The 21,881-nt window shown below is 67.6% G+C and carries 24 protein-coding genes; 11 read left to right on the forward strand and 13 right to left on the reverse strand.

All coding sequences use genetic code 11. The features are described from left to right. Window positions 1-231: hypothetical protein (locus tag VNJ47_08810; GenBank protein HXG28935.1), on the reverse strand; the 231-nt coding region annotated here is incomplete at its 3' end. Window positions 232-291: 60 nt separating this feature from the next. Between VNJ47_08810 and VNJ47_08815 the strand changes: the two genes are divergently transcribed. Further along, window positions 292-1,059 carry an NRDE family protein gene (locus VNJ47_08815; GenBank protein HXG28936.1) on the forward strand — a complete coding sequence of 256 codons (768 nt, stop codon included), beginning with the start codon at window positions 292-294 and terminating at the stop codon, window positions 1,057-1,059. Here VNJ47_08815 and VNJ47_08820 read toward each other — a convergent pair. Next, entirely contained in the window at window positions 1,056-1,724 is a 669-nt protein-coding gene (locus VNJ47_08820; GenBank protein HXG28937.1) for a carboxylesterase, read from the reverse strand. The two genes, VNJ47_08815 and VNJ47_08820, sit on opposite strands and share 4 nt — an antisense overlap. Window positions 1,725-1,947: 223 nt before the next feature. On the opposite strand from VNJ47_08820, the gene VNJ47_08825 reads away from it, so the two are divergent. The 3 genes from VNJ47_08825 to lysA all read left to right on the forward strand — a co-directional run bounded on the left by VNJ47_08825 (window position 1,948) and on the right by lysA (window position 4,298). Continuing rightward, window positions 1,948-2,775: an amidohydrolase family protein gene (locus VNJ47_08825; protein HXG28938.1), complete on the forward strand. Its 828-nt coding sequence runs from the start codon at window positions 1,948-1,950 to the stop codon at window positions 2,773-2,775. 83 nt (window positions 2,776-2,858) lie between these two features. Then, a complete protein-coding gene (locus VNJ47_08830) occupies window positions 2,859-3,023 on the forward strand; it encodes a lipoprotein (GenBank protein HXG28939.1) in 165 nt (54 codons plus the stop codon). A gap of 6 nt (window positions 3,024-3,029) precedes the next feature. Beyond that, the gene (gene lysA / locus VNJ47_08835) at window positions 3,030-4,298 is read left to right on the forward strand and encodes a diaminopimelate decarboxylase (protein HXG28940.1); all 1,269 of its coding nucleotides are present in this window, start codon (window positions 3,030-3,032) and stop codon (window positions 4,296-4,298) included. Window positions 4,299-4,316: 18 nt separating this feature from the next. Here the strand turns inward: lysA and VNJ47_08840 are convergent, their stop codons facing one another. Together VNJ47_08840 and VNJ47_08845 are read right to left on the reverse strand one after the other, a co-directional pair. After that, the gene (locus tag VNJ47_08840; GenBank protein ID HXG28941.1) at window positions 4,317-4,589 is read right to left on the reverse strand and encodes a type II toxin-antitoxin system RelE/ParE family toxin; all 273 of its coding nucleotides are present in this window, start codon (window positions 4,587-4,589) and stop codon (window positions 4,317-4,319) included. Then, entirely contained in the window at window positions 4,573-4,869 is a 297-nt protein-coding gene (locus tag VNJ47_08845) for a ribbon-helix-helix protein, CopG family (GenBank protein HXG28942.1), read from the reverse strand. Before VNJ47_08845 ends, VNJ47_08840 begins: the two co-directional genes overlap by 17 nt. Before the next feature lie 122 nt (window positions 4,870-4,991). Here VNJ47_08845 and polA point away from each other — a divergent pair, with 122 nt between their 5' ends. Beyond that, the gene (gene polA / locus VNJ47_08850; protein HXG28943.1) at window positions 4,992-7,745 is read left to right on the forward strand and encodes a DNA polymerase I; all 2,754 of its coding nucleotides are present in this window, start codon (window positions 4,992-4,994) and stop codon (window positions 7,743-7,745) included. Between the two features lie 299 nt (window positions 7,746-8,044). Here the strand turns inward: polA and yihA are convergent, their stop codons facing one another. Beyond that, window positions 8,045-8,641, reverse strand: a complete 597-nt coding sequence (yihA, locus tag VNJ47_08855; GenBank protein HXG28944.1) for a ribosome biogenesis GTP-binding protein YihA/YsxC — start codon at window positions 8,639-8,641, stop codon at window positions 8,045-8,047. Window positions 8,642-8,753: 112 nt separating this feature from the next. On the opposite strand from yihA, the gene VNJ47_08860 reads away from it, so the two are divergent. From VNJ47_08860 to VNJ47_08875, 4 genes are all read left to right on the forward strand, one after another. Then, window positions 8,754-9,356 carry a c-type cytochrome gene (locus tag VNJ47_08860; GenBank protein ID HXG28945.1) on the forward strand — a complete coding sequence of 201 codons (603 nt, stop codon included), beginning with the start codon at window positions 8,754-8,756 and terminating at the stop codon, window positions 9,354-9,356. Between the two features lie 17 nt (window positions 9,357-9,373). Next, window positions 9,374-10,081: a thiol:disulfide interchange protein DsbA/DsbL gene (locus tag VNJ47_08865; protein HXG28946.1), complete on the forward strand. Its 708-nt coding sequence runs from the start codon at window positions 9,374-9,376 to the stop codon at window positions 10,079-10,081. Window positions 10,082-10,106: 25 nt separating this feature from the next. Beyond that, complete coding sequence (locus VNJ47_08870; GenBank protein HXG28947.1) at window positions 10,107-11,522, forward strand: mannose-1-phosphate guanylyltransferase/mannose-6-phosphate isomerase; 1,416 nt, start codon at window positions 10,107-10,109, stop codon at window positions 11,520-11,522. A gap of 131 nt (window positions 11,523-11,653) precedes the next feature. Continuing rightward, window positions 11,654-13,027 (forward strand): phosphomannomutase, encoded by a 1,374-nt coding sequence (locus VNJ47_08875; GenBank protein HXG28948.1) that lies wholly within the window; start codon window positions 11,654-11,656, stop codon window positions 13,025-13,027. A gap of 99 nt (window positions 13,028-13,126) precedes the next feature. Here VNJ47_08875 and VNJ47_08880 read toward each other — a convergent pair whose 3' ends face one another. From VNJ47_08880 to VNJ47_08895, 4 genes are all read right to left on the reverse strand, one after another. Then, window positions 13,127-13,891, reverse strand: coding sequence for an SDR family oxidoreductase (locus tag VNJ47_08880; GenBank protein ID HXG28949.1), 765 nt, complete (start codon window positions 13,889-13,891; stop codon window positions 13,127-13,129). Between the two features lie 23 nt (window positions 13,892-13,914). After that, on the reverse strand, window positions 13,915-14,982 hold the full coding sequence (locus VNJ47_08885; protein ID HXG28950.1) for a phosphotransferase family protein: 1,068 nt from the start codon (window positions 14,980-14,982) through the stop codon (window positions 13,915-13,917). 120 nt (window positions 14,983-15,102) lie between these two features. Further along, window positions 15,103-15,807, reverse strand: a complete 705-nt coding sequence (locus VNJ47_08890; GenBank protein ID HXG28951.1) for a TetR/AcrR family transcriptional regulator — start codon at window positions 15,805-15,807, stop codon at window positions 15,103-15,105. 12 nt (window positions 15,808-15,819) lie between these two features. Then, a complete protein-coding gene (locus VNJ47_08895; GenBank protein ID HXG28952.1) occupies window positions 15,820-16,524 on the reverse strand; it encodes a histidine phosphatase family protein in 705 nt (234 codons plus the stop codon). Window positions 16,525-16,652: 128 nt separating this feature from the next. On the opposite strand from VNJ47_08895, the gene VNJ47_08900 reads away from it, so the two are divergent. Next, window positions 16,653-17,489 carry an SDR family oxidoreductase gene (locus tag VNJ47_08900; GenBank protein ID HXG28953.1) on the forward strand — a complete coding sequence of 279 codons (837 nt, stop codon included), beginning with the start codon at window positions 16,653-16,655 and terminating at the stop codon, window positions 17,487-17,489. A 120-nt stretch (window positions 17,490-17,609) separates the two neighbouring features. Next, a complete protein-coding gene (locus VNJ47_08905; GenBank protein HXG28954.1) occupies window positions 17,610-18,662 on the forward strand; it encodes a saccharopine dehydrogenase NADP-binding domain-containing protein in 1,053 nt (350 codons plus the stop codon). 127 nt (window positions 18,663-18,789) lie between these two features. Here the strand turns inward: VNJ47_08905 and VNJ47_08910 are convergent, their stop codons facing one another. The 4 genes from VNJ47_08910 to pyk form a co-directional block, all read right to left on the reverse strand. Further along, window positions 18,790-19,446, reverse strand: coding sequence for a hypothetical protein (locus tag VNJ47_08910; protein HXG28955.1), 657 nt, complete (start codon window positions 19,444-19,446; stop codon window positions 18,790-18,792). A 110-nt stretch (window positions 19,447-19,556) separates the two neighbouring features. Beyond that, window positions 19,557-20,462: a 30S ribosomal protein S6--L-glutamate ligase gene (gene rimK / locus VNJ47_08915; GenBank protein HXG28956.1), complete on the reverse strand. Its 906-nt coding sequence runs from the start codon at window positions 20,460-20,462 to the stop codon at window positions 19,557-19,559. Between the two features lie 7 nt (window positions 20,463-20,469). Further along, on the reverse strand, window positions 20,470-20,940 hold the full coding sequence (locus VNJ47_08920) for an ATP-dependent zinc protease (GenBank protein ID HXG28957.1): 471 nt from the start codon (window positions 20,938-20,940) through the stop codon (window positions 20,470-20,472). After that, a partial coding sequence (gene pyk / locus VNJ47_08925; GenBank protein HXG28958.1) for a pyruvate kinase occupies window positions 20,937-21,881 on the reverse strand: 945 nt, incomplete at its 5' end. The genes pyk and VNJ47_08920, both read right to left, overlap by 4 nt.

The raw sequence follows: 21,881 nt of genomic DNA on the forward strand, positions 1-21,881 counted from the left end.
CAACACGGCCTCGGCGCTGGCCAGGCGCGCGGCCAGCGAGTTGGCGCCGGTGAGGGCCAGCCGCAGCGCCGACACCGGCACCAGTTTCTGCGCCAGCTGCGCCGCCGGGCCGGTGGCGCCGGCCAGCCGGCGCGTGAACCAGCCGCCGGGTGCGCGCGCCTGCCATGCGCGCAGCCTTTGCAGCTGCTCCTGCTCGTAAGCGCTGAGCGCGGGGCGGTCCATGGCCTTCATGTTGACAGGCCGTGAAGCCGCGACTCAAGCTGCGGCCATCCGCTCCGGCTCGTTCGTCAAATGTGCCTGATAGCCTTCGCCTGGCGCGCCCATCCGCGCTACGAACTGGTCCTGGCGGCCAATCGTGACGAGTTTCACCAGCGGCCGGCTGAGGCCGCGCAGTTCTGGCCGGAGGCGCCGCAGTTGCTGGCCGGCCGCGACCTGTCGCAGGGCGGGACCTGGTGCGGGGTCACGCGGGCAGGGCGCGTCGCGGCGGTCACCAACTACCGCGATCCCTCGCGGGCCGAGCCCGGCAAGCGCTCCCGCGGCCATCTGGTGCGCGACTACCTGCTGGGCAGCCGGGACGCCGAAACGGCCGCCGAAGCAATCGAGAAGGAAAAAGGCGCCTACTCCGAGTTCAACCTGCTGCTGGGCGACCCCGAAAGTCTCTGGTACGTCGGCAGCCGGGCGCTCGGTCCGCAGCGCATCACGCCGGGCGTACACGGCATCAGCAACGGCGCCTTCGACCTGGCCTGGCCGAAGGTGCGGCACGCACGCGCCGGCCTGGAGCAGCAGTTGCAGCAGGACCGACTCGAGCCCGCGGCGCTGTTCGAGGTGCTGGCCTCGCGCCGCATCGCACCGGACGGCGAGCTGCCCGACACCGGCGTCGGCCTGCAGCTGGAGCGCTTCCTGTCCGCGCCCTTCATCGTCAGCCCGGAGTACGGCACGCGTGCCAGCACCGTGCTGCTGATCGCCCGCAGTGGCGAGGTGCGCTTCGTCGAGCGGCGTTTCGGTCCGGACGGCACGCCCATCGGCGTCACCGACGAGCGGTTCATGCTCGAGGTTTAAGCGAGCACCTTCCGCAACCAGGCCGCGATGTCGCGGATCTCCTCCAGGCACACCTGGTGCTCCATCGGGTAGGCGTGCCACTCGACCGCATAGCCGTTCTGCTGCAACAGGTCGCGGCTGAGGCTGCCCAGCTGCAGCGGCAGCATGTAGTCGAACTCGCCGTGCGCCATGAAGATCGGCGTGCTGCGGTTGGCGGCGGAGGCCTCGGCCGCGAAGCGTTCGCGCAGCGGCAGGTAGCTGGACAGCACCATCAGCCCGGCGAGTTTCTCCGGGTAGCGCAGCCCGGTCTGCAGGGTGATGGCACCGCCCTGTGAGAAGCCCGCCAGCACGATGCGCGCGCTCGAGATGCCGCGCGCGTTCTCGCGCCGGATCAATGCCTCGATCTGGGCCTGCGATTCGCGGAGGCCGGCCTCGTCCTCGCGCAGGGCGCGGTCCAGCCCGAGGATGTCGTACCAGGCGCGCATGCGCATGCCGCCGTTGAGCGTCACCGGCCGGATCGGTGCATGCGGGAAGACGAAGCGCACCGCCATCGAATCCGGCAGCCGCAGCTCCGGCACGATGGGCACGAAGTCGTTGCCGTCGGCGCCGAGCCCGTGCAGCCAGATCACGCTGGCCCTGGCGGGGGACCCGGGTTCCAGTTCGACGCAGTCCAATTCACTGATCATCGGATGTCTCGTGTTTGATGGGCGGTCATTTCCGGAAATCGCACAACGATTATCCGGAATCCAGGGTCTTGAAAGGCACCGGATCCCCGCTTTCGCGGGGCTGACACAATCCATATCATGCAAAGGCACTGGACCCCGGCTTGCGCCGGGGTGACCGCCCTGACGGGCGGTCATTTGAGCACAGCGCGCGCCGCAGGCAAACTCCGCAAAAGGAAGAAAAGCCGTGAGCGCACAAACCGACATCGTCGATGCCTGGGCGCAACACCCGACGCCGCGCATGCTCGGCCATCCGATGTTTGACTCCTTGCGGCGCTGGACGGGCCGGAACCTGTCCGTGCCCGAGGTGCCGCTGGCGGCCACCCTCGCCGCACTCGATGCCGCCCGCGTCAGCGTCGCGCTGCTGTCCGCCTGGCACGGGCCGCAGGGTGCGCTGATTTCCAACGACGAGGTCGCCGGCTGGGTGAAACAGCATCCGGACCGCTTCGCGGGCATCGGCTCGGTGGACCTGGCCCGGCCCCTGGACGCCCTGCGCGAGCTGCGCCGCTGCGTGAAGCAGCTCGGCTTCAAGGGGCTGCGCCTGCTGCCCTGGCTGTGGAACCTGCCGCCGGACGACCGCCGCTACTACCCGCTGTACGCCGAGTGCTGCGAGCTGGGCATCCCGTTCTGCCTGCAGGTCGGCCACACCGGCCCGCTGTGCCCCTCCGAGCCGGGGCGCCCGATCCCGTATCTCGATCATGTCGCGCTGGAATTCCCTGAGCTGGTCATCGTCGGCGGGCACATCGGCTACCCGTGGACGCAGGAGATGATTGCGCTGGCAACCAAGTACCCCAATGTCCACATCGACACCTCGGCCTACAAGATCAGCCGCTACCCGCGCGAGCTGGTGGAGTATCTGCGCGGCCACGGCCGGCGTAAGGTCCTGTTCGGCAGCAATTATCCGATGCTGATGCCGGCCGAGTGCCTGCAGGGGCTGGACGAGCTGGCTCTGGATGACGAGACGCGCGGGCTGTTCCTGGCCGGCAATGCGCGCCGCGTGTTCCGGCTGGGCTGAAAGCCGCGCCAGCCGGCGCCGCAGCGGTTAGAATGCAGGCCGAACGGGCCCCGCGCCGGGGCCGCGAATCCGATGGTGCCGCCATGCCCTTGTTACGCCCGACCCTGGCCCTGATCCTGCTGCTGGCGCTGCTGGGCGGTTGCGGCAAGCGCGGCCCCCTCTACCTGCCGGGCGAGAAGAACCCGGAGGCCCGGACGGTGCCGCAGGAATCGCAGACCCAGGAACCGCCGACCGCACCCGGCGACTGAGCCCCCATGGACGTTTTCGAGTACCGCGACGGGCGGCTGTTCGCGGAGGGCGCGGACCTTGCGCGGCTGGCGGCGGAATACGGCACGCCCTGCTACGTCTATTCGCGCGCGGCCATCACTGACAACTACCTGGCGTACGACCGCGCGCTGGCCGGCGTGCCGCACCGGATCTGCTACGCGGTCAAGGCCAATTCCAACCTCGGCGTGCTGTCGGTGCTGGCCAGGCTCGGCGCCGGCTTCGACATCGTCTCCGGCGGCGAGCTGGCGCGCGTGCTGCGCGCCGGCGGCGACCCGCGCAAGGTGGTGTTCTCCGGCGTCGGCAAGCGCGAGGACGAGATGGCGGCGGCGCTGGCGGCGGGCATCGCTTGCTTCAACGTCGAGTCCGAGTCCGAGTTGCGGCGCCTGAGCGCCGTGGCCGTGCGCCTGGGCAAGACGGCGGCGGTGTCGCTGCGCGTCAACCCGGACGTGGACGCGCAGACGCACCCGTACATCGCCACCGGACTGCGCGACAACAAGTTCGGCATCGACATCGCGCGCGCCGAGGCCGCCTACCGCGAAGCGGCGCGGCTGCCGGGCCTCGAGATCGTGGGCGTGGACTGCCACATCGGCTCGCAGCTGACGCAGCTGGATCCCTACGTGGATGCGCTCAAGCGCCTGCTGGAACTGATCGACCGGCTGCAGGCGGCCGGCATCCGCCTGCGGCATCTGGACCTCGGCGGCGGGCTGGGCATCCGCTACCGCGAGGAGCGCCCGCCGCGGCCGGAGGACTACGCCGAAGCCGTGCTGCCGCAGCTCAAGGGCCGTGCGCTCGAGCTGTGGCTGGAACCGGGCCGCTCGATCGTCGGCAACGCCGGCGTGTTGCTGACGCGGGTGGAATACCTCAAGCACGCCCCGCACAAGAACTTCGCCATCGTGGACGCGGCGATGAACGACCTCATGCGCCCGGCGCTGTACAACGCCTGGCAGGAAATCCTGCCGGTCGTGCCGCGTGCGGACGAGCCGGCGCAGGTCTACGACGTGGTCGGCCCGGTGTGCGAGACCGGCGACTGGCTGGGCCGCGAGCGCGAACTCGCCGTCCGCGAGGGTGACCTGCTCGCCATCCGCAGCGCCGGCGCCTACGGCTTCGTCATGAGCTCCAACTACAACAGCCGCCCGCGCGCGGCCGAGGTGCTGGTGGACGGCGACCGCGCCCATCTCGTGCGGGCGCGCGAAACGCGGGACGACCTGTGGCGCGGCGAGTCTCTGGTTCCCTCCCCCTCGACGGGGGAGGGCTAGGGTGGGGGTGCGACAGTATTAACGACCCCGATAGATTTCTTTCCGATGGCCGAGTGAAAGGACCAGAACCACGAGCCGGTGGTCCTGGATCTCGCAGATGATGCGGTAATCACCAACCCGATAACGCCAGAGTCCCTGGCGGTCGCCTTGCAGCGCTTTCCCATGCAAGCGAGGGTCGGCACCGGCCGTCACCCGGTCTTTCAGGAAGGCAAGGATGCGCCGCTGGATCGCCCGATCCAGTTTTTCGAGTTGTCGAAATGCGGATTGCTTGAACTCAACGTCCCAGGCCAAGCCGCTTCTTCACTTCCCTGATGGTCAGCGTCGGTTCCTGTTTTTCGAGCGCCGCGAGGCCCAGCAGATAGTCCTCGCGGTCCTCCAGGAACTGACGGATCGCCTCCTTGGCGTAATAGCTCTTGGAGCGGCCGGTGACTTTCGCCAGCTTTGCCAGCCGCTTTTCCAATTCCGGTTCCAGTCGCACACCCAGCATGGGCATAAATCCGATGTTAAACAACGTAAACATGTTAAACACTTGGGCCGTAAAGCGCAACAAGCGCAGCCGACGGACCAGCACAATATTTGCTGCGCGTGTTCGTTCACGGGCTGGGGCGCGGCTTCGCCGGCGGCGTGTGCTACCAACCCGCACTGTCCCGCCGAATACTGGATTCCCGCCTGCGCGGGAATGACAATGTGCCCATGTCACAGCGCAACACCCTGATTCTGATCGACGGCTCGAGCTGGCTGTACCGCGCCTTCCACGCGCTGCCGCCGCTGACCGCGCCGGACGGCCAGCCGACCGGCGCGGTGTTCGGCATGGGCAACATGCTCAGGAAGCTCTTGCGCGAATATTCGCCGGAGCACATCGCGGTGGTGTTCGACCCGCGCGGCAAGACCTTCCGCCACGAGAAATACGCGGACTACAAGGCCAACCGCCCGCCGATTCCCGAAGACCTCGAATCGCAGTTCCCGCTGATCCGCGAGCTGATCGAGGGCCTCGGCCTGCCGGTGCTGCAGGTCGAGGGTGTCGAGGCCGACGACGTGATCGGCACGCTGGCCACGCAGGCGGCGGGGCAGGGCTGGCAGGCGCTGGTGGTGACCGGCGACAAGGACATGGCGCAGCTGGTGAACGAGCGGGTGCAGCTGCTCGACACCATGAAGGACCGCAGGCTCGGGCGCGAGGACGTGATCGAGAAATTCGGCGTGCCGCCGGAGCGGATCGTCGATTACCTGGCGCTGATGGGGGACGCGTCCGACAACATCCCCGGTGTGCCCAAGGTCGGTCCCAAGACCGCCGCCAAGTGGCTGCAGGAATACGGTTCGCTCGATGCGCTGGTGCAAAAAGCCGGCGATGTCGGCGGCAAGATCGGCGAGAACCTGCGCGCCAGCCTCGGCATCCTGCCGCTGTCGCGCGAGCTGGCCACCATCCGCTGCGACATCCCGCTGCCGGTCAAGCCGGCGGAGCTGAAGCCGCGGCCCGCGGACACGGAGAAGCTGCGCGCGCTGTACCAGCGGCTCGGTTTCCACCGCTGGCTGGCGGATGCCGGCCATGAGGCCGCGCCCGCCGCCGGTACGCAGCCGCACGCGCCGGCAACACCCGCAGGCCCGCGCACGGCGGCGAAATACCACTGCGTGCTGGACGAGGCCGCGCTCGGCGCGCTGCTCGAGCGGCTCGAGGCTGCGCCGCTGATCTGCCTCGACACCGAAACCGACGCGCTGGATTCGATGCAGGCTGGCCTCGTGGGCCTGTCCTTCGCAGTGCAGGCCGGCGAGGCCTGGTATGTGCCGGTGGCGCACGAATATCTGGGTGCGCCGGCGCAACTGCCGATGGAAAAGGTGCTATCGCGGCTGAAGCCGCTCCTGCAAGACGCCGGCAAGCCCAAGCTCGGCCAGCACATCAAGTACGACCTCAACGTGCTCGCGCGCCACGGCATCGAGGTCGCCGGCGTGCGCTACGACACCATGCTCGAGTCCTACGTGCTCAACAGCACCGCCACGCGCCACGACATGGATTCGCTGGCGGAGAAATACCTCGGTTACCAGACCATCAAGTTCGAGGACGTGGCCGGCAAGGGCAAGAACCAGATCAGCTTCAAGCAGGTGGACCTGGACAAGGCCACGCAATACGCGGCCGAGGACGCCGACATCACCCTGCGCCTGCACGAGATGCTGCTGCCGCTGCTCGGCGAGACGCCGTCACTGGTCAGGCTGCTCGAGGAGATCGAGATGCCGCTGGTGCCGGTGCTGGCGCGCATGGAGCAGAACGGCGTGCGGCTCGATACCGCGCTGCTGGCGAAGATCAGCCAGGAAATGGCGCAGCGCATGGCCGAGCTGGAGGAGCAGGCCTACAAGGCGGCCGGCACGCCGTTCAACCTGAACTCGCCGCCGCAGCTGCAGGAAATCCTGTACGAGAAGCTCAAGCTGCCGGTGCTGGGCAAGACGCCCAAGGGCCAGCCCTCGACCTCGGAGGACGTGCTCGAGCAGCTGGCCGCCGAGCACGTGCTGCCCAAGCTGATCCTCGAATACCGCGGGCTGGCCAAGCTGCGCTCGACCTACACCGAGAAGCTGCCGGAGCGGGTGAATCCGCAGACCGGGCGCGTGCACACCTCCTACCACCAGGCGGTGGCGGTGACCGGACGCCTGTCCTCCTCCGACCCCAACCTGCAGAACATCCCGGTGCGCACCGCGGAGGGCCGCCGCATCCGCCAGGCCTTCGTCGCCGATCCGGGCTGCGCGCTGCTGTCGGTGGACTACTCGCAGATCGAGCTGCGTCTGATGGCGCATCTGTCGGGCGATCCCGGCCTGGTGCGCGCCTTCGTCGAAGGCCGGGACATCCACCAGGCGACCGCGGCCGAGGTGTTCGGCCTGCCGCTGGAGCAGGTCAGCGGCGAGCAGCGTCGCGCCGCCAAGGCGATCAACTTCGGCCTGATCTACGGCATGTCGGCCTTCGGCCTGGCGCGCCAGCTCGACATCGGGCGCGAGGAGGCAGGCGCGTACATGAAAACCTTCTTCGAGCGCTACCCGGGCGTGAAGCGCTTCATGGACGACACCCGCCAGCTGGCGCGCGAGCAGGGTTATGTGGAAACGCTGTTCGGCCGGCGCCTGTACCTGCCGGACATCAACTCGCGCAACCAGGCCGTGCGCCAGTACGCCGAGCGCACCGCGATCAATGCGCCGCTGCAAGGCTCGGCGGCAGACCTGATCAAGAAGGCGATGGTGGAACTGCAGGCCTGGCTGTCGGCCGAGCATCCCGAACTGCGCATGATCATGCAGGTGCACGACGAGCTGGTGTTCGAGGGGCCGCAAGAGACGCTGCGCAAGGCTGCCCGGGCCATCGCCGAGCGCATGTGCACCGCCGCGCGCCTGGCGGTGCCGCTGCAGGCCGACTACGGCATCGGCCCGAACTGGGATGCCGCCCACGAAGGCACCGATTTTGTCCGGCTGCCCGGCTAACCAATTGAAATTAAACGATCGGAACTTTTTTGCGGGCGCCGGGTCATAGCCTGCGGACGCCGCAACAGCGTCCACTGGTCCGCCCCTCCTCCCTGGGCGGACGAGCCATCCGGTATCCCTAAACCGGAACAGGTTCCCCGGCGGGTCCCCCCCGACCCACCGGGGTCTTTTTTATGCGTGGCGCCTAGGGGACTCTGCGGGTTATAGCGGCTCGTCATTCCGGCACAAGCCGGAATCCAGCGACTTTCAAGGTCCAGGATCCCGGCTTGCGCCGGGGTGACGGAATGAATCAGAACTTTCTAAGCCGTTGTAAGCCCGAGCCATTCGAGCAGCCGGGCGCGCGCATCCTCCACGCCCTGGCCGTCGAGGGCGGAGAACAGCTGGGCACTGACCTGGGCGGGCAGCTGCGCGCGCACCGCGGCCAGCTGTTTCTGCGCTGCGCTGCGGCTGAGCTTGTCGGCCTTGCTCAGCAGGATGTGGCAGGGCAGGCCGATCGCGGCGCTCCAGTCCAGCATCTGCCGGTCGAAGTACGTCAGCGGATGGCGCGCATCCATCACCAGCAGGATGCCGCGCAGGCTGCGGCGCGCGCGCAGATAACCCTCGATCATGCCGGCCCACTGGCGCCTGACCTCGGGCGGCACCTGCGCAAAACCATAACCCGGCAGGTCGGCCAGGCGGCCGTGGGTGCCCAGGGCGAAGAAGTTGATCAGCTGCGTGCGTCCGGGCGTCTTGCTCACGCGCGCCAGCTGGCGGCGCTGGGTGAGGGCATTGAGCGCGCTGGACTTGCCGGCATTGGAACGGCCGGCGATCGCGACCTCGGGGCCGGACTCGGGCGGCCAGCCGCGCGCATCGGCGGCGCTGGTCAGGAATTCGGCCTGGGCGAGGGCGGTATGCATGGTTTTGCGGGCAGCGGCGGGGACGTTGCGAGCTGTTATACAATCTTCGTCCCCGAGATTCCTGTCCAACCCAAAGTTTTTTGCCCCTGCGGGCAGCGGGAGAACACGTCATATGAAACGCGCGTTTCTGGTTCTGCTTGCGTCCGGTTGGCTGGCCAGTGCCCAGGCCTCGGCCGTCGGCCAAGGCGATGCCAAGGCCGGTGAGACCAAGGCCGCCCCCTGTGCCGCCTGCCACGGCCCGGCCGGCAACAGCTTCAATCCGCTGTGGCCGAAGCTGGCCGGGCAGGGCGCGCCGTACACGGTGAAGCAGCTGCAGAAGTTCAAGAGCGGCGAGCGCATGAATCCGATCATGGCGGCGCAGGCGGCGAACCTGTCGGAGCAGGACATGCTCGACATCGCCGCCTACTACGCGCAGCAGAAGCCGAGCCTGGGCGCAGCCCTGCCCGAGCTCGCCGCCCAGGGCGAGAAGCTTTACCGCGGCGGCAATGCCGAGAGTGGCGTGCCCGCCTGCCTGGGCTGCCATGGCCCGAGGGGCGAGGGCGTCGCGGCCTCCGCCTACCCGCGCATCGGCGGCCAGCAGCCCGGCTATACCGAGGCGCAGCTGCGCGCTTACCGCGACGGCAGCCGCAAGGCGCCGATGATGAGTATCATCACGGCCAAGATGACCGACGAGGAGATCCGCGCGGTCTCGTCCTACCTCGCTGGCCTGCACTGATTCCGCTGGAGAGCGTCATGCGTCGTAGCTTCCTGTGGCTCCTGCTCGCGCTACTGCCGATCACCGCCTGCAGCGCGGAGCAGTCTTCGGCGCCTTCCGCCGCCGGGGCGTCGGCCACGCAGGGCGGCAATCCGCCCGTGCAACTGGCGGCCAATACGCCGCCGCCGGCCGCCGCGGGCGAGCGCTACGTCGTGCTGCCGAACCCGCAGCCGACCCAGACGCCGGGCAAGATCGAGGTGGTCGAGATCTTCCTCTACACCTGCCCGCACTGCTATGCCTTCGAGCCGCACGTGAACGCCTGGAAGCAGAAGCTGCCGGCGGACGTGGCCTTCGTGCGCGTGCCCGCCACCTTCGGCCCGACCGGCCCGCTGCTGGCGCGCACCTATTACGCCGCCGAGGCGCTCGGCGTACTCGACAAGATGCACCCCGTCATCTTCGACGCCATCCACAAACAGCGCCGCGCGCTCAACAACGAAGAAGACGTGCTCAAGCTGTTTGCCGAGCAGGACGTGGATCCCGGCGTGATGCGCGCCACCCTGCACAGCTTCGCGGTGGACAGCAAGTTTCGCCGCGCGCAGCAGCTCGAGGTCGGCTACGGCGTGACCGGCGTGCCGGCCATGGCCGTCAACGGCAAGTACGGGATCAGCATCGCCCGGCTCGGCCCCGAGGGCATGCTCAAGGTGGCCGACGAGCTCATCGCCAGGGAACGGGCGGCCGCGCGCTGAACGCCGGGCCGCCAGCATTGGCCGCATGATCGTCCCCGTCCTGCTGGCCGGCGGTTCTGGCACGCGGCTGTGGCCGCTGTCGCGCGAGCTGCATCCCAAGCAGTTTCTCAACCTGGCCGGCGAGCAGTCGTTGCTGGAGCAAACCTTCCTGCGCCTGCGCGAAATCCCGCAAGCCGATACGCCGCTGGTGGTGGCGCGCGAGGAGCACCGCTTCCTGGTCGCGGAACAGGCGCGCCGCGCCGGCTGCACGCCGGCCATCCTGCTCGAGCCGGCGCCACGCAACACCGCCCCCGCCATCGCACTGGCGGCGCTCCAGGCCGCCCGGCACCGGGGCGGCGATGCCCTGCTGCTAGTGCTGCCCTCCGATCACGTGATCCTGGACGTGGGCGCGTTCGCGCGCGCCGTCGCCGCCGCGGTGCCCGCGGCCGCCGATGGCAAGTTCGCTACCTTCGGCATCGTGCCGAAGCTGCCGGAGACCGGCTATGGCTACATCAAGGCCGGCGGCGAGATCGCGCCCGGGGTGCGCGCGCTGGAACGCTTCGTCGAGAAGCCCGACCGCGACACCGCCGAGCGTTACCTGGCGGAGGGCGGCTACTATTGGAACAGCGGCATGTTCCTGTTCCGCGCCGACGCCTACCTCGCCGAGCTGGAGCGCCATGCCGCGGACATCGCCGCCGCCGCGCGCGCCGCCCATGCGGGGCTGCGCGCGGACGGCGACTTCCTGCGCGTCGAGGCCGAGGCCTTCCGCGCCTGCCGCAGCGACTCGATCGATTACGCCGTGATGGAGAAGACCCACGACGCAGTGGTGGTGCCGATGCAGGCCGGCTGGAGCGACCTGGGCAGCTGGAGCGCGGTGGCGGAGATCGGTGCGTGCGACGCGCAGGGCAACGTGCTGCAGGGTGACGTGCTGGCCGAGGATATCGCCGGCTGCTTCATCCGCAGCGACGGACGGCTGGTGGCCGCACTGGGCCTGCGCGACCAGGTGGTGGTCGAGACCCGCGACGCGGTGCTGGTGGCCGACAAGTCGCGCGTGCAGGACGTCAGGAAGATCGTGCAGCGACTGGAGGCGGCCCGGCGCAGCGAAGCGCGCGAGCATCGCCGCGTGTACCGGCCCTGGGGGTCCTACGAGGACCTCGCGGTCGGGCCGCGCTTCCGCGTCAAGCACATCGTGGTCAAACCGGGCGCGCGCTTGTCGCTGCAGATGCACCATCATCGCGCCGAGCACTGGGTGGTGGTCAGCGGCACGGCGAAAGTCACCTGCGGCGCGCGCGAGTTCATGCTGAGCGAGGACCAGTCCACCTATATCCCGATCGGCGAGAAGCACCGGCTGGAGAATCCCGGCAAGCTGCCGCTGGAGCTGATCGAGGTGCAAACCGGATCCTACGTCGGCGAGGACGACATCGTCCGCTTCGAGGACGCCTACGGCCGCACGTCGAAGTGAAACGGCCTGGTCATGCAGGCGCGCGCCCTGCGCGCGACTGCACCACTCGAGACAGCGCGCCGGTCGCCTGCAGGGCAGGCTCCTACAACAGAGCAGGGGCGCGAGCGGATCCGTGACGATACGCACTGACAATGGGTAAACATTATTCCTTCTTCAAGGCCTATGACGTGCGCGGGCGCGTGCCGGAGGAACTCAACCCGGACATTGCCTGGCGCATCGCCCGCGCCTACGCCGAGTTCATCCAGCCGGACAGCGTGGTGCTGGGCCGCGACATGCGCCTGTCCAGCGCGGCGCTGTGCGACGCGCTGGCGCAGGGCCTTGCCGAGGCCGGCGTCAACGTCATCGACATCGGCCTGTGCGGCACCGAGGAGGTGTATTTCGCCACCTTCGACCGCGGCGCCGGCGGCGGCATCATGGTCACCGCCAGCCACAACCCGGCCAACTACAACGGCCTCAAGTTCGTGCGCGAGGGCGCGCGCCCGCTCAGCAGCGACAGCGGGCTCACCGAGATCGAGACGCTCGCCGCCACCCGCGACTTTCCGCGCCAGCCCGCGCGCGGGCGGCGCACGCAGGCCGATACGCGCCCCGACTACGTGCGCTGGCTGCTCGGGCAGGTGGATGTCGCCGTGCTCAAGCCGCTGCGCATCGTGGTGGACGCCGGCAACGGCTGCGCCGGCCTGGTGGTGGACGCGCTGGAAGCCAGGCTGCCGTTCGAGTTCGTCAAGCTCCATCACCAGCCCGACGGAACCTTTCCCAACGGCGTGCCCAATCCGCTCCTGCCGCAGAATCGTGCCGCCACCGCGCGTGCGGTGACCGAACACTGCGCGGATTTCGGCATCGCCTGGGACGGGGATTTCGACCGCTGTTTCCTGTTCGACGAGCAGGGCCGGTTCATCGAGGGCTATTACATCGTCGGGCTGATCGCGCAGGCGCTGCTCGCCGCGCATCCCGGCGAGAAAATCGTCCACGACCCGCGGCTGGTCTGGAACACGGTGGACGTGGTGCAGGCGGCTGGCGGCGTGCCGGTGCAGACCAAGGCCGGGCATGCCTTCATCAAGGAGCGCATGCGGGCGGAGAACGCCATCTACGGCGGCGAGATGAGCGCGCACCATTACTTCCGCGACTTCGCCTACTGCGACAACGGCACGCTGCCCTGGCTGCTGGTGGCGCAACTGCTATCCGTGAGCGGGTGCCGGCTGTCGGAGCTGGTCGAGGACCGCATCCGGCGTTTTCCGGCCAGCGGCGAGATCAACCGCGAGATCGCCGACCCCGACGCGGCGCTCGCCGCCGCCGAGGCGCGCTATGCGCCGTCGGCAAAATCCGTCGAGCACGTGGACGGCCTGTCCGTGGACTGCGGCGACTGGCGCTTCAACCTGCGCAAGTCCAACACCGAGCCGGTGGTACGGCTCAACGTCGAGGCGCGCGGCGACGCCGCGCTGATGCAGGCAAAGACCCGGGAGCTGCTCGGGTTGCTGGCCTCGCTCGGCGCAAAGGAAGCGCTCTGAATCTTCGCCCGTCATTCCGGCGAAAGCCGGAATCCAGCGCCGTGCGCGTCGAGACACTGGACCCCGGCCTGCGCCGGGGTGAAATCGATCGCGGGCGTTTTAGCTCAAATAGCCGCCGTCCGCGGTGATGCAGCTGCCGGTGATGTAGCTCGCGGCATCCGAGGCCAGGAACAGGATCGCCGGCGCGATCTCGTCGGGCTGCGCGTAGCGGTTCATCGGGATCAGCGGCAGGAAGCTCTTGAGGATCTGCTCGTTCCTGGTCAGCGCCGAGGCGAACTTGGTGTCGGTCAGGCCCGGCAGCACGGCGTTGACGCGGATCTTGTGCGGCGCGCATTCCTTGGCGAAGGCCTGGGTCATGTTGATGATCGCGGCCTTGGTCACGGAATAGATGCCCTGGCCCAGGCCCGGGCGCACGCCGTTGATCGAGGCGGTGTTGACGATCGCGCCGCCGCCCTGCTTTTTCATCAGCTGGCCGACCTTCTGGCTCATGTAGAAGAAGCCGCGGATGTTGACGTCGATGGTCTTCTGCATCGCCTCCAGGGGCGTGTCGAGGATGTGGCCGAAGTAGGGGTTGGCGGCGGCGTTGTTGACCAGGATGTCCACGCGGCCGAACTGCTTCGCCACCTCGTCAATGAAGGCATCGATCGCAGCGGGTTCGCCGACGTGGCAGGCCATGGCCACCGCCTTGCCGCCGTCCCGGTTGATCGCCTCGGCCACCGCGCCGCTGCCGTCGAGCTTGCGGCTGGAGCAGATCACCTGTGCGCCGTAGGCGGCCAGCAGTTTCGCGGTGGACTCGCCGATGCCGCGCGAGGCGCCGCTGACCATGGCGACCTTGCCGGTGAGATCGAAGATATCTTTCTTCATGTGAAGCCCCGTTTGTCAGGTAGTTACAGATCGGATTTTGCGATCACGCCCTCGCACACCTGCGAGAGATAGGTCACGAACTGGCCGAACATGGCGAAGCGCTGGTCGGACACCTGCTTGTGGTAGTAGCGGTAGTAGATCTGCTGCGCGATCACGCCGAGCCGGAACAGCCCGAACACATAGTAGAAATCCATCCTGCCGATCGGGATGCCGGACTTCTGTGCGTAGCGCTCGATGAGCTCCTGGCGCGTCGGCATGCCGGGCAGGTTCGTCGGCCCCATGCGCGACAGCTGCAGCGGCGGCGGGTCGTTCTTTTCCACCCAGTAGGCCAGCGAGCAGCCGAGGTCCATGAGCGGATCGCCCAGCGTGGCCATCTCCCAGTCCAGCACGCCGATCACCTTGAGCGGGTCGTGTTTGTCCAGCACCACGTTGTCGAACTTGTAATCGTTGTGGATGATCGCCACGTGCCCGGAATCGCCCGGCTGCTTGTCGTGCAGCCACTGCATCAGTTTCTCGCAGCCCGGCACGTCCGGCGTCTTGGCCTTGACGAAGCGCTCGCTCCAGCCCTTCACCTGGCGCGCGACATAGCCCTGCGGCTTGCCGAAGTCGGCCAGCCCGGCCTTCACGTAGTCCACCTGGTGCAGCAGCAGCTGCGCGTCGAGCACGTTCTCGCACAGGCGGCGCGCCTGCTCGGGCGTGAGCGTCATGTCCTTGGGCAGGTCTTTGCGCAGGATCACGCCATGGAAGCGCTGCATCAGGTAGAACTTGGCGCCGATGACGGATTCGTCCTCGCAGAAGGCGTAGGGCTTCGGCGCATACGGATACACGCCGTGCAGGTGCGACAGCACGCGGTACTCGCGGCCCATGTCGTGCGCGGTGGCGGCCTTGGTGCCGGGCGGCGGGCGGCGCAGCACCATCTCGGTGTCGCCCACCGTGATCAGGTAGGTGAGGTTCGAATGCCCGCCCGGGAACTGCGCGACCGAGATCGGGCCCTTCAGCTCGGGCAGCGTGTCGCGGACATAGGCCTCGATACGTGCGGCGTCGAGCTCCTCGCCGGCGCGGGCCTGTGTTGCGCTGTCTTCAGTGACCATGTGCTCTCCATCCGATCAAGAACCATAGAACAGGATTAACAGGATGTTTCAGGATGACCAGGATGTATTCTTTATTTGGAACAAGAAAGCTCTAGTCCTGTTTATCCTGTCAAATCACGATCATCCTGTTCTGTTCTTTTCCAGCATTCTTTCCATCATGTCGATTACGGACTCGGCATAGCGCTCCACGTCCACGCCGCGCGCGCGGTACTTGCCGCGCTTGAGATACCAGTCCTGCAGCAGCGCCTTGAGCAGGCTCGCCGCCAGCTGCGCGTCGCAGGCGCGGAACTCGCCGGCCTGCTGGCCCGCCTCGATGATGCGCTGGAACAGGGCCTCGACTTCCTGCTCCGACGCGACCGCGCGCTGGCGCTCCTCGGCGCCCAGGTGCCTGGCTTCCATGTAGGAGAAGTAGAACCAGGCGCGCAGCGTCTCGCTCAGGAACAGGTGCGTGCGGATCGCGGCGCGCAGCCGCTCGCGCGGCGCGGCGATGTCCTGCAGGGCCTCTTCCAGCACGCGCTGCGACAGCCTTCGGCCGTGCTGCTGGATCAGCGCGGCCAGCTCCTCCTTGCTGCGAATATACGCGTACAGCCCGCCCATCGACAGCCCGCTGCGCGCCGACAGCTCGCGCAGGCTCATGGCGGCAAAGCCCTTCTGGTTGGCCAGCGCCAGCGTCGCGTCGAGGATCCTGGTCAGGTTCTGTACCGCCACGGCCTCGCCCTGCACGCGCATGCGCCCGGCGGCCTCGCGGAACATCTCGCGGCAGATGCCCTGCAGCGACAGCGCGGTGTGGCGCTTGAAGTCGCGCAGGGTGAGGGCGGCGGCCATGCTGCGTGCGCCTCAGCGGTGCGTGATCAGCGCGGGATCGCCCGCGAGCCGCAGATGCGTGATGTTGTTGAAGCCGAGCAGGTAGGTGCCGCTGCGGCGGAAGCCCAGCTCGGTGATCGAGGCGTTGTAGATGCCCCAGTTGAGCTTGAGCGTGTCGCGCGGCGCCAGTGACAGCGCCAGCGCGACGCCGGCGGCGATCACGCCGCCGGAGGTGAATACCGCCACCTGCGCGTCCTTGCCGTGGGCGGCGTTGATGCGTTCCAGTCCCTCGCGCACGCGCGCCTCGAAGGCGGTCCACGGCTCCAGCTCGCCGCGCTCGGGCGGCGCGCCCTGCAGCCACAGCCCGGTGACCGCCATGAAGGCCTGCTGGAACAGCTTGCGGCTCTTGAACAGCTGCGCCGCGTTCGCCGCCAGCTCGGCATCCTCGCGCAGCACCCGCGGCAGGTAGGCCCGGAACAGGCCGTCGGCATCGTATTCGTTGAAGGCCGCATCCACCTGCAGCGGCGGCAGTTCCCCGCCCAGCTCGCGCCGCGCATGCTCGGCGGTATCCTGCTGGCGCGCCAGACTGCCGCTGTACATCGCGTCGAAACGTGCACCGAGCATCTGCAAGTGCTGACCCAGCAGCCGGGACTGGCGCCGGCCCAGCTCCGACAGCCGGTCGTAGTCGTGCGTGCCGAAGCTGGCCTGGCCGTGGCGTAGCAGCAGGATATGTGCCATGATTCACTTTATTCAAACTAGCGCAAGATGCTAATACGAAAGGATTTTATTAGTCAATATCGAGCGAGCGCTCGTTTGATTAATGACACGGGCTGTGCTAAAAAGTCGAGCCGAATCAGGGGGCGCACATGAAGCGAGACTTTCCCGATAAACGGGTGCTGATCACCGGCGGCGCCAGCGGCCTTGGCCGCGCCCTGGCGCTGCGCTTCGCGCGCGAAGGCTGGCGCGTGGGCATCGCCGACCTCAACGAGGCGCGCATGCAGGAGACCCTGGCCGCGGTGCAGCAGGCCGGCGGCAGCGGCTTTGCCCAGCGCTGCGACGTCAGCCGTGTGGAGGATTTCACCGCGCTCGCCGACCGCGTGCGCCAGGAATGGGGCGGGCTGGACGTGCTGGTCAACAACGCCGGCATCGCCAGCGGCGGCAGCGTGGCGGAGTCGCGTTACGAGGACTGGGCGCGCCAGCTCGACATCAACCTGATGGGCGTGGTGCGCGGCTGCAAGACCTTCGTGCCGATGCTGCTGGCGGGCAAGCGCGGCCACGTGGTCGACATCGCGTCCTTCGCCGGCATCGCCTGTCCGCCCAACATGGCCAGTTACAACGTGGCCAAGGCCGGCGTGATCGCGCTGTCCGAGAGCCTGCGCGCGGAAGTCATCGACGAGGGCGTGGACGTCAGCGTCGCCTGCCCCTCGTTCTTCAAAACCAACCTCACGGAATCCTTCCAGAACCCGGCCGACGACTGGATGAAGCAGTTCACCGAGGTGGTGATGGCGCGCGCGAAGGTGACCGCCGAGGACGTGGCCGACGACATCTACCGCGCGGTGCACGAGGGCCGCTTCATGGTCATCACCCACGACGACGCGCGCATGCAGTGGCGCCTCAAGCGCGCCGCGCCGGAGGTTTTCTATAAACTGGTGCGCGACAAGCTGAAGCAGCGCATGGCGATGCTCAAGGCGGCGCAGAAATAACTTCCGTCATCCCCGCGTAGCCGGGGATCCACACCCGGCCCCTCCCCCGCTTGCGGGTGAGGGCAAGGGAGGGGAACGGGATTCCCGCGTGCGCGGGAATGCAAACATCAGGGGATACCGATGAACAACTGGATGATCTACGGCGCCAACGGTTACACCGGCGAGCTGATCGCGCGTGAGGCCGCCCGGCGCGGCCTCAATCCGGTGCTGGCCGGGCGCAGCGCGGACAAGATCGCGCCGCTGGCGCATGAACTGGGCCTGGAATCGCGCGTATTCGGGCTGGACGATCCGGCCGTCGTCGTCGAGCAGCTGCGCGGCATCGGCCTGGTGCTGCACTGCGCCGGGCCGTTCTCCGCCACCGCCGCGCCGATGATGGACGCCTGCCTGAAGGCGAAGGCGCACTACCTCGACATCACCGGCGAGATTGCGGTGTTCGAGCTGGCGCAGTCCAAGCACGCCGCGGCGCAGCAGGCCGGCGTGGTGCTCTGCCCGGGCGTCGGCTTCGACGTGATTCCCACCGACTGCGTCGCCGCGGCGCTGAAGAAGGCGCTACCCGACGCCACCCACCTGGCGCTGGGTTTCGACTCGCGCTCGGGTTTCTCGCCCGGCACCGCCAAGACCTCGGTCGAGGGCCTGGCCCAGGGCGGCAAGATCCGCCAGGACGGCAGGATCATTTCCACGCCGCTGGCCTACAAGGTGCGCAAGATCGATTTTGGCGACGGCGAGAAGCTCGCGATGACCATCCCCTGGGGCGATGTCTCCACCGCCTATCACTCGACCGGTATCCCCAACATCGAGGTCTATATCCCCGGCTCGCCGGCCATGATCGCGAACGCCAAGCGCGCCAATTACTTCCGCTGGCTGCTGGGCCTGGGTTTCGTACAGAACCTGATCAAGGCGCGCATCGAGAAAACCGTCAAAGGCCCGAGCGAGCAGCTGCGCGCCAAGCTGCCGACCTACGTCTGGGGCGAAGCGACCAATGCCAAGGGCGAGAAGAAAACCGCCCGCATCCGTACCGCCAATGGCTATAGCCTGACGGTGACCGGCTCGCTGGCGGTGGTGGAGCACCTGCTCCGGAACAACCCGCCCGGCGGCGCCTACACGCCCTCGAAGCTGGTCGGCCCCGACCTCGTCACCCTGCTGCCGGAGTCCGGCCCGCTGACGATCGAGTGATTCCTGCTTGTTGATCCCCTCCCCCTTGATGGGGGAGGGAAGGGTGGGGGCGATGGCCTCGGCCGCTACTCTTGCCCGCGCTTGCCAAGCTCGGTCAGCAACGGGGGCGGGCGCCAAGTGAGCACAGTCACTTTACGGCTGGGGTACATACGGCCTGTGAAATTTTACTCTGACCCCGGTTTTCCTCACTGTTGAGTATCTCGTGCACTGCCTGAAGTGTTGAGCGCGTTACCTTCATAGACGCCATGGCTCGATCATTTAACTCCTGCTCGCGCCAAATGATCGTTTGTGATTCCCACGCAAGAAACTCAGCGACGTCAAGACAACGAAGACAGACGTTGGCGAGGCCAGAAAACGCGATGGACCACGACTGCGGATAGAAATGAATGAAGCCGTTCCGGAGCTCATTAAGCTTCTTCATGCAGTAGTCATGGGATTCAGTCGCGGCGAAGCTCTTGCTGCCGACATAGCAACATACGTCTTGGCTTTTCACCTTCTCATACAGATTTAGAAAGTAGTCCATCTTCGGGTCAGGGTAAGCAGTGCCGGCTTCATGAGCCTTTAGCCATTTGGCGGTAATTTCCTCTTTCATCACCAAAAGACCGTTGCCGTGTTCGAGCGCCAAGGCCATGAACCCTTGCACCGAGCAGTGCACGGCGATTACGAGCCACTTCCACTGACGTTCGTCGGAGGTAACCCGGCCGGCGTACTCCTGCGCCGCTTCAAGGGACGACACTGCATCAACCCAATGATTCGTGTGCAGGTGCGTTATCGGCTCATCCATGTGAGAGCTAACTCAATTTGGGCAGCGCCATATAGCACCTACAAGTGGATATTTGCATATACATCTATATACCTCCCGCCTGTATATATGCAGGTAGATATCACGGCAACCTAATGGCTGCCGCGCGTGCGCGTGCGCCCGTGCTCGGCGTTCTCTTCGATGAACTCGATGATCTCGGCGGCGATGTCCTTGCCGGAGGCCTTCTCGATGCCCTCCAGGCCCGGTGAGGAATTCACTTCCATCACCACCGGCCCGCGGTTGGAGCGCAAGAGGTCCACGCCGGCGACGTTCAGGCCCATGATCCGGGCCGCGCGCAGCGCGGTGCTGCGTTCCTCCGGCGTGATGCGGATCGCCTCCGCGCTGCCGCCGCGGTGCAGGTTGGAGCGGAATTCGCCCTCCTTGGCCTGCCGCTTCATCGCCGCGACCACGCGATCGCCGATCACGAAGCAGCGGATGTCGGCGCCGCCGGCCTCCTGGATGAACTCCTGCACCAGGAAGTGCGCGTCCAGTCCACGGAAGGCATCGCACACACTCTCCGCCGCCTTGCGCGTCTCGGCCAGCACCACGCCCTTGCCCTGCGTGCCTTCGATCAGCTTGATCACCATCGGCGCCTGGCCGACCAGGTTGAGCAGGTCCTGGGTGTCGTCCGGGCTGTGCGCGAAGCCGGTCACCGGCAGGCCCACGCCCTTGCGTGACAGCAGCTGCAGCGTGCGCAGCTTGTCGCGCGAGCGCGCGATGGCGACGGATTCGTTGAGCGGGTATACGCCCATCATCTCGAACTGGCGCAGTACGGCGGTGCCGTAGAAGGTGATCGAGGCGCCGATGCGCGGGATCACGGCGTCGTAGCCGGCCAGCTCCTGGCCGCGGTAATGCACCTCGGGATTGTGCGCCTCGATGTTCATGTAGCAGCGCAGCGGGTCCACCACGCGCACGTCGTGGTTGCGCTGCAGCGCCGCCTCGACCAGCCGGCGGGTGGAGTAGAGGGCCTTGTTGCGCGACAGGATCAGCAGTTTCATGGCGGGTTCAGGGCTTGCGGATGCGATAGCTGCGTTTGCCGAAAACATAGGAGGCGTCTGGATCCACGCACAGGCGGCCGTTGAGTGCGGTACGCCCCACCAGCATGCGGAACAGCATGCTGTCGCGCTGCGTGAGCGTGACCTCGATCGGCCAGTGATCGTCGCCGAGATACAGGTCGGTCCGGATCACCAGTCGGCGCTCGCGCTTGCCGCCGGAGTCCGACACCCAGCGCTCGTCGATTACCTCGGTTTCGCACCAGACCTCGCGCGCCTCCGAGCGCTGCACCGGGTGCATGCCGAAGCGCACGTGCTTGGCGCCGCGGTGGGTGAAGGGCTCGATGGCGAAGGCGTGCAGCGCGGAGGTGCGTGCCCCGGTGTCGATCTTGGCCTTGATGCGCGCGATGCCCAGTTCCGGCAGCCCGACCCATTCGCGCCAGCCGATGATCTGCCGCCCGTCGTCGCTGATGTGCGGGATCATGCGACCGTCACCACCTTCATGGTGTTGGTCCCGCCGGGCACGCCGGCGTCGCCGTGGGTCAGGATCACGCGGTCGCCGGTTTTGATGAGACCGCGCCGCTGCAGGCAGGCGAGCGCATCGGCCGGGCTGGGCACCGCCTCGGTCATGCTCTCGTCGAAGCCGACCGGATAGACGCCGCGGCACAGCGCCATGCGCCGGCGCGTGCGCTCGTGGCGTGTGAGGGCATAGATCGGGATGTCGCTGATCTGGCGCGACATCCACAGCGCGGTGCTGCCGGATTCGGTCAGCGCCACGATGGCGCTGGCGTGCATGTGCCGCGCGGTGTACATCGCGGCCATGGCGATACCTTCGTCGGTACGCGCGAAATGGGTTTCCATCAGCTCGCGCGAGCGCTCGGCGCTGCGCTGGCGCTCGGCGCCGAGGCAGACGCGCGCCATCGCCTCCACCGCCTTGACCGGGTAGGCGCCCACAGCGGACTCGGCCGACAGCATCACCGCGTCGGTACCGTCCATCACCGCATTGGCCACGTCCAGCACCTCGGCCCGGGTCGGGATCGGGTTGTGGATCATGGACTCCATCATCTGCGTGGCGGTGATCACGAGGCGGTTCAGCTCGCGCGCGGTGGAGATGATGCGCTTCTGCACGCCCGGCAGCTCGGCGTCACCGATCTCCACGCCCAGGTCGCCGCGCGCGACCATCACCGCGTCGGCGGCGCGCACGATGTCGTCCAGGTTCTGCAACGCCTCGGCGCGCTCGATCTTGGCCAGCACCCAGCCCTGGCCGCCGGCGGCGCGCAGCAGCGCGCGCGCCTGCTCGATGTCGGCCGCCGCGCGCGGGAAGGAGACGGCCAGGTAATCCACGTCGAGCTCGGCGGCGGTGCGGATGTCGGCGCGGTCCTTGTCGGTCAGCGCCGGCGCGGACAGCCCGCCGCCGAGGCGGTT

It is taken from the genome of Nevskiales bacterium, from assembly GCA_035574475.1.
Taxonomy (GTDB): Bacteria; Pseudomonadota; Gammaproteobacteria; order Nevskiales; family DATLYR01; genus DATLYR01.

Excerpts from the sequence above, each read along its gene's own strand:
- VNJ47_08905 (HXG28954.1), top strand. The coding sequence starts at position 17,610 with ATGAACAACTGGATGATCTACGGCGCCAACGGTTACACCGGCGAGCTG.
- VNJ47_08875 (HXG28948.1), top strand. The coding sequence starts at position 11,654 with ATGGGTAAACATTATTCCTTCTTCAAGGCCTATGACGTGCGCGGGCGC.
- VNJ47_08895 (HXG28952.1), bottom strand. The coding sequence starts at position 16,524 with ATGGCACATATCCTGCTGCTACGCCACGGCCAGGCCAGCTTCGGCACG.
- VNJ47_08815 (HXG28936.1), top strand. The coding sequence starts at position 292 with ATGTGCCTGATAGCCTTCGCCTGGCGCGCCCATCCGCGCTACGAACTG.
- VNJ47_08890 (HXG28951.1), bottom strand. The coding sequence starts at position 15,807 with ATGGCCGCCGCCCTCACCCTGCGCGACTTCAAGCGCCACACCGCGCTG.
- VNJ47_08920 (HXG28957.1), bottom strand. The coding sequence starts at position 20,940 with ATGATCCCGCACATCAGCGACGACGGGCGGCAGATCATCGGCTGGCGC.
- VNJ47_08910 (HXG28955.1), bottom strand. The coding sequence starts at position 19,446 with ATGGATGAGCCGATAACGCACCTGCACACGAATCATTGGGTTGATGCA.
- VNJ47_08900 (HXG28953.1), top strand. The coding sequence starts at position 16,653 with ATGAAGCGAGACTTTCCCGATAAACGGGTGCTGATCACCGGCGGCGCC.
- polA (HXG28943.1), top strand. The coding sequence starts at position 4,992 with ATGTCACAGCGCAACACCCTGATTCTGATCGACGGCTCGAGCTGGCTG.
- VNJ47_08820 (HXG28937.1), bottom strand. The coding sequence starts at position 1,724 with ATGATCAGTGAATTGGACTGCGTCGAACTGGAACCCGGGTCCCCCGCC.
- yihA (HXG28944.1), bottom strand. The coding sequence starts at position 8,641 with ATGCATACCGCCCTCGCCCAGGCCGAATTCCTGACCAGCGCCGCCGAT.
- VNJ47_08870 (HXG28947.1), top strand. The coding sequence starts at position 10,107 with ATGATCGTCCCCGTCCTGCTGGCCGGCGGTTCTGGCACGCGGCTGTGG.
- VNJ47_08860 (HXG28945.1), top strand. The coding sequence starts at position 8,754 with ATGAAACGCGCGTTTCTGGTTCTGCTTGCGTCCGGTTGGCTGGCCAGT.
- VNJ47_08830 (HXG28939.1), top strand. The coding sequence starts at position 2,859 with ATGCCCTTGTTACGCCCGACCCTGGCCCTGATCCTGCTGCTGGCGCTG.
- lysA (HXG28940.1), top strand. The coding sequence starts at position 3,030 with ATGGACGTTTTCGAGTACCGCGACGGGCGGCTGTTCGCGGAGGGCGCG.
- VNJ47_08880 (HXG28949.1), bottom strand. The coding sequence starts at position 13,891 with ATGAAGAAAGATATCTTCGATCTCACCGGCAAGGTCGCCATGGTCAGC.
- VNJ47_08885 (HXG28950.1), bottom strand. The coding sequence starts at position 14,982 with ATGGTCACTGAAGACAGCGCAACACAGGCCCGCGCCGGCGAGGAGCTC.
- VNJ47_08865 (HXG28946.1), top strand. The coding sequence starts at position 9,374 with ATGCGTCGTAGCTTCCTGTGGCTCCTGCTCGCGCTACTGCCGATCACC.
- rimK (HXG28956.1), bottom strand. The coding sequence starts at position 20,462 with ATGAAACTGCTGATCCTGTCGCGCAACAAGGCCCTCTACTCCACCCGC.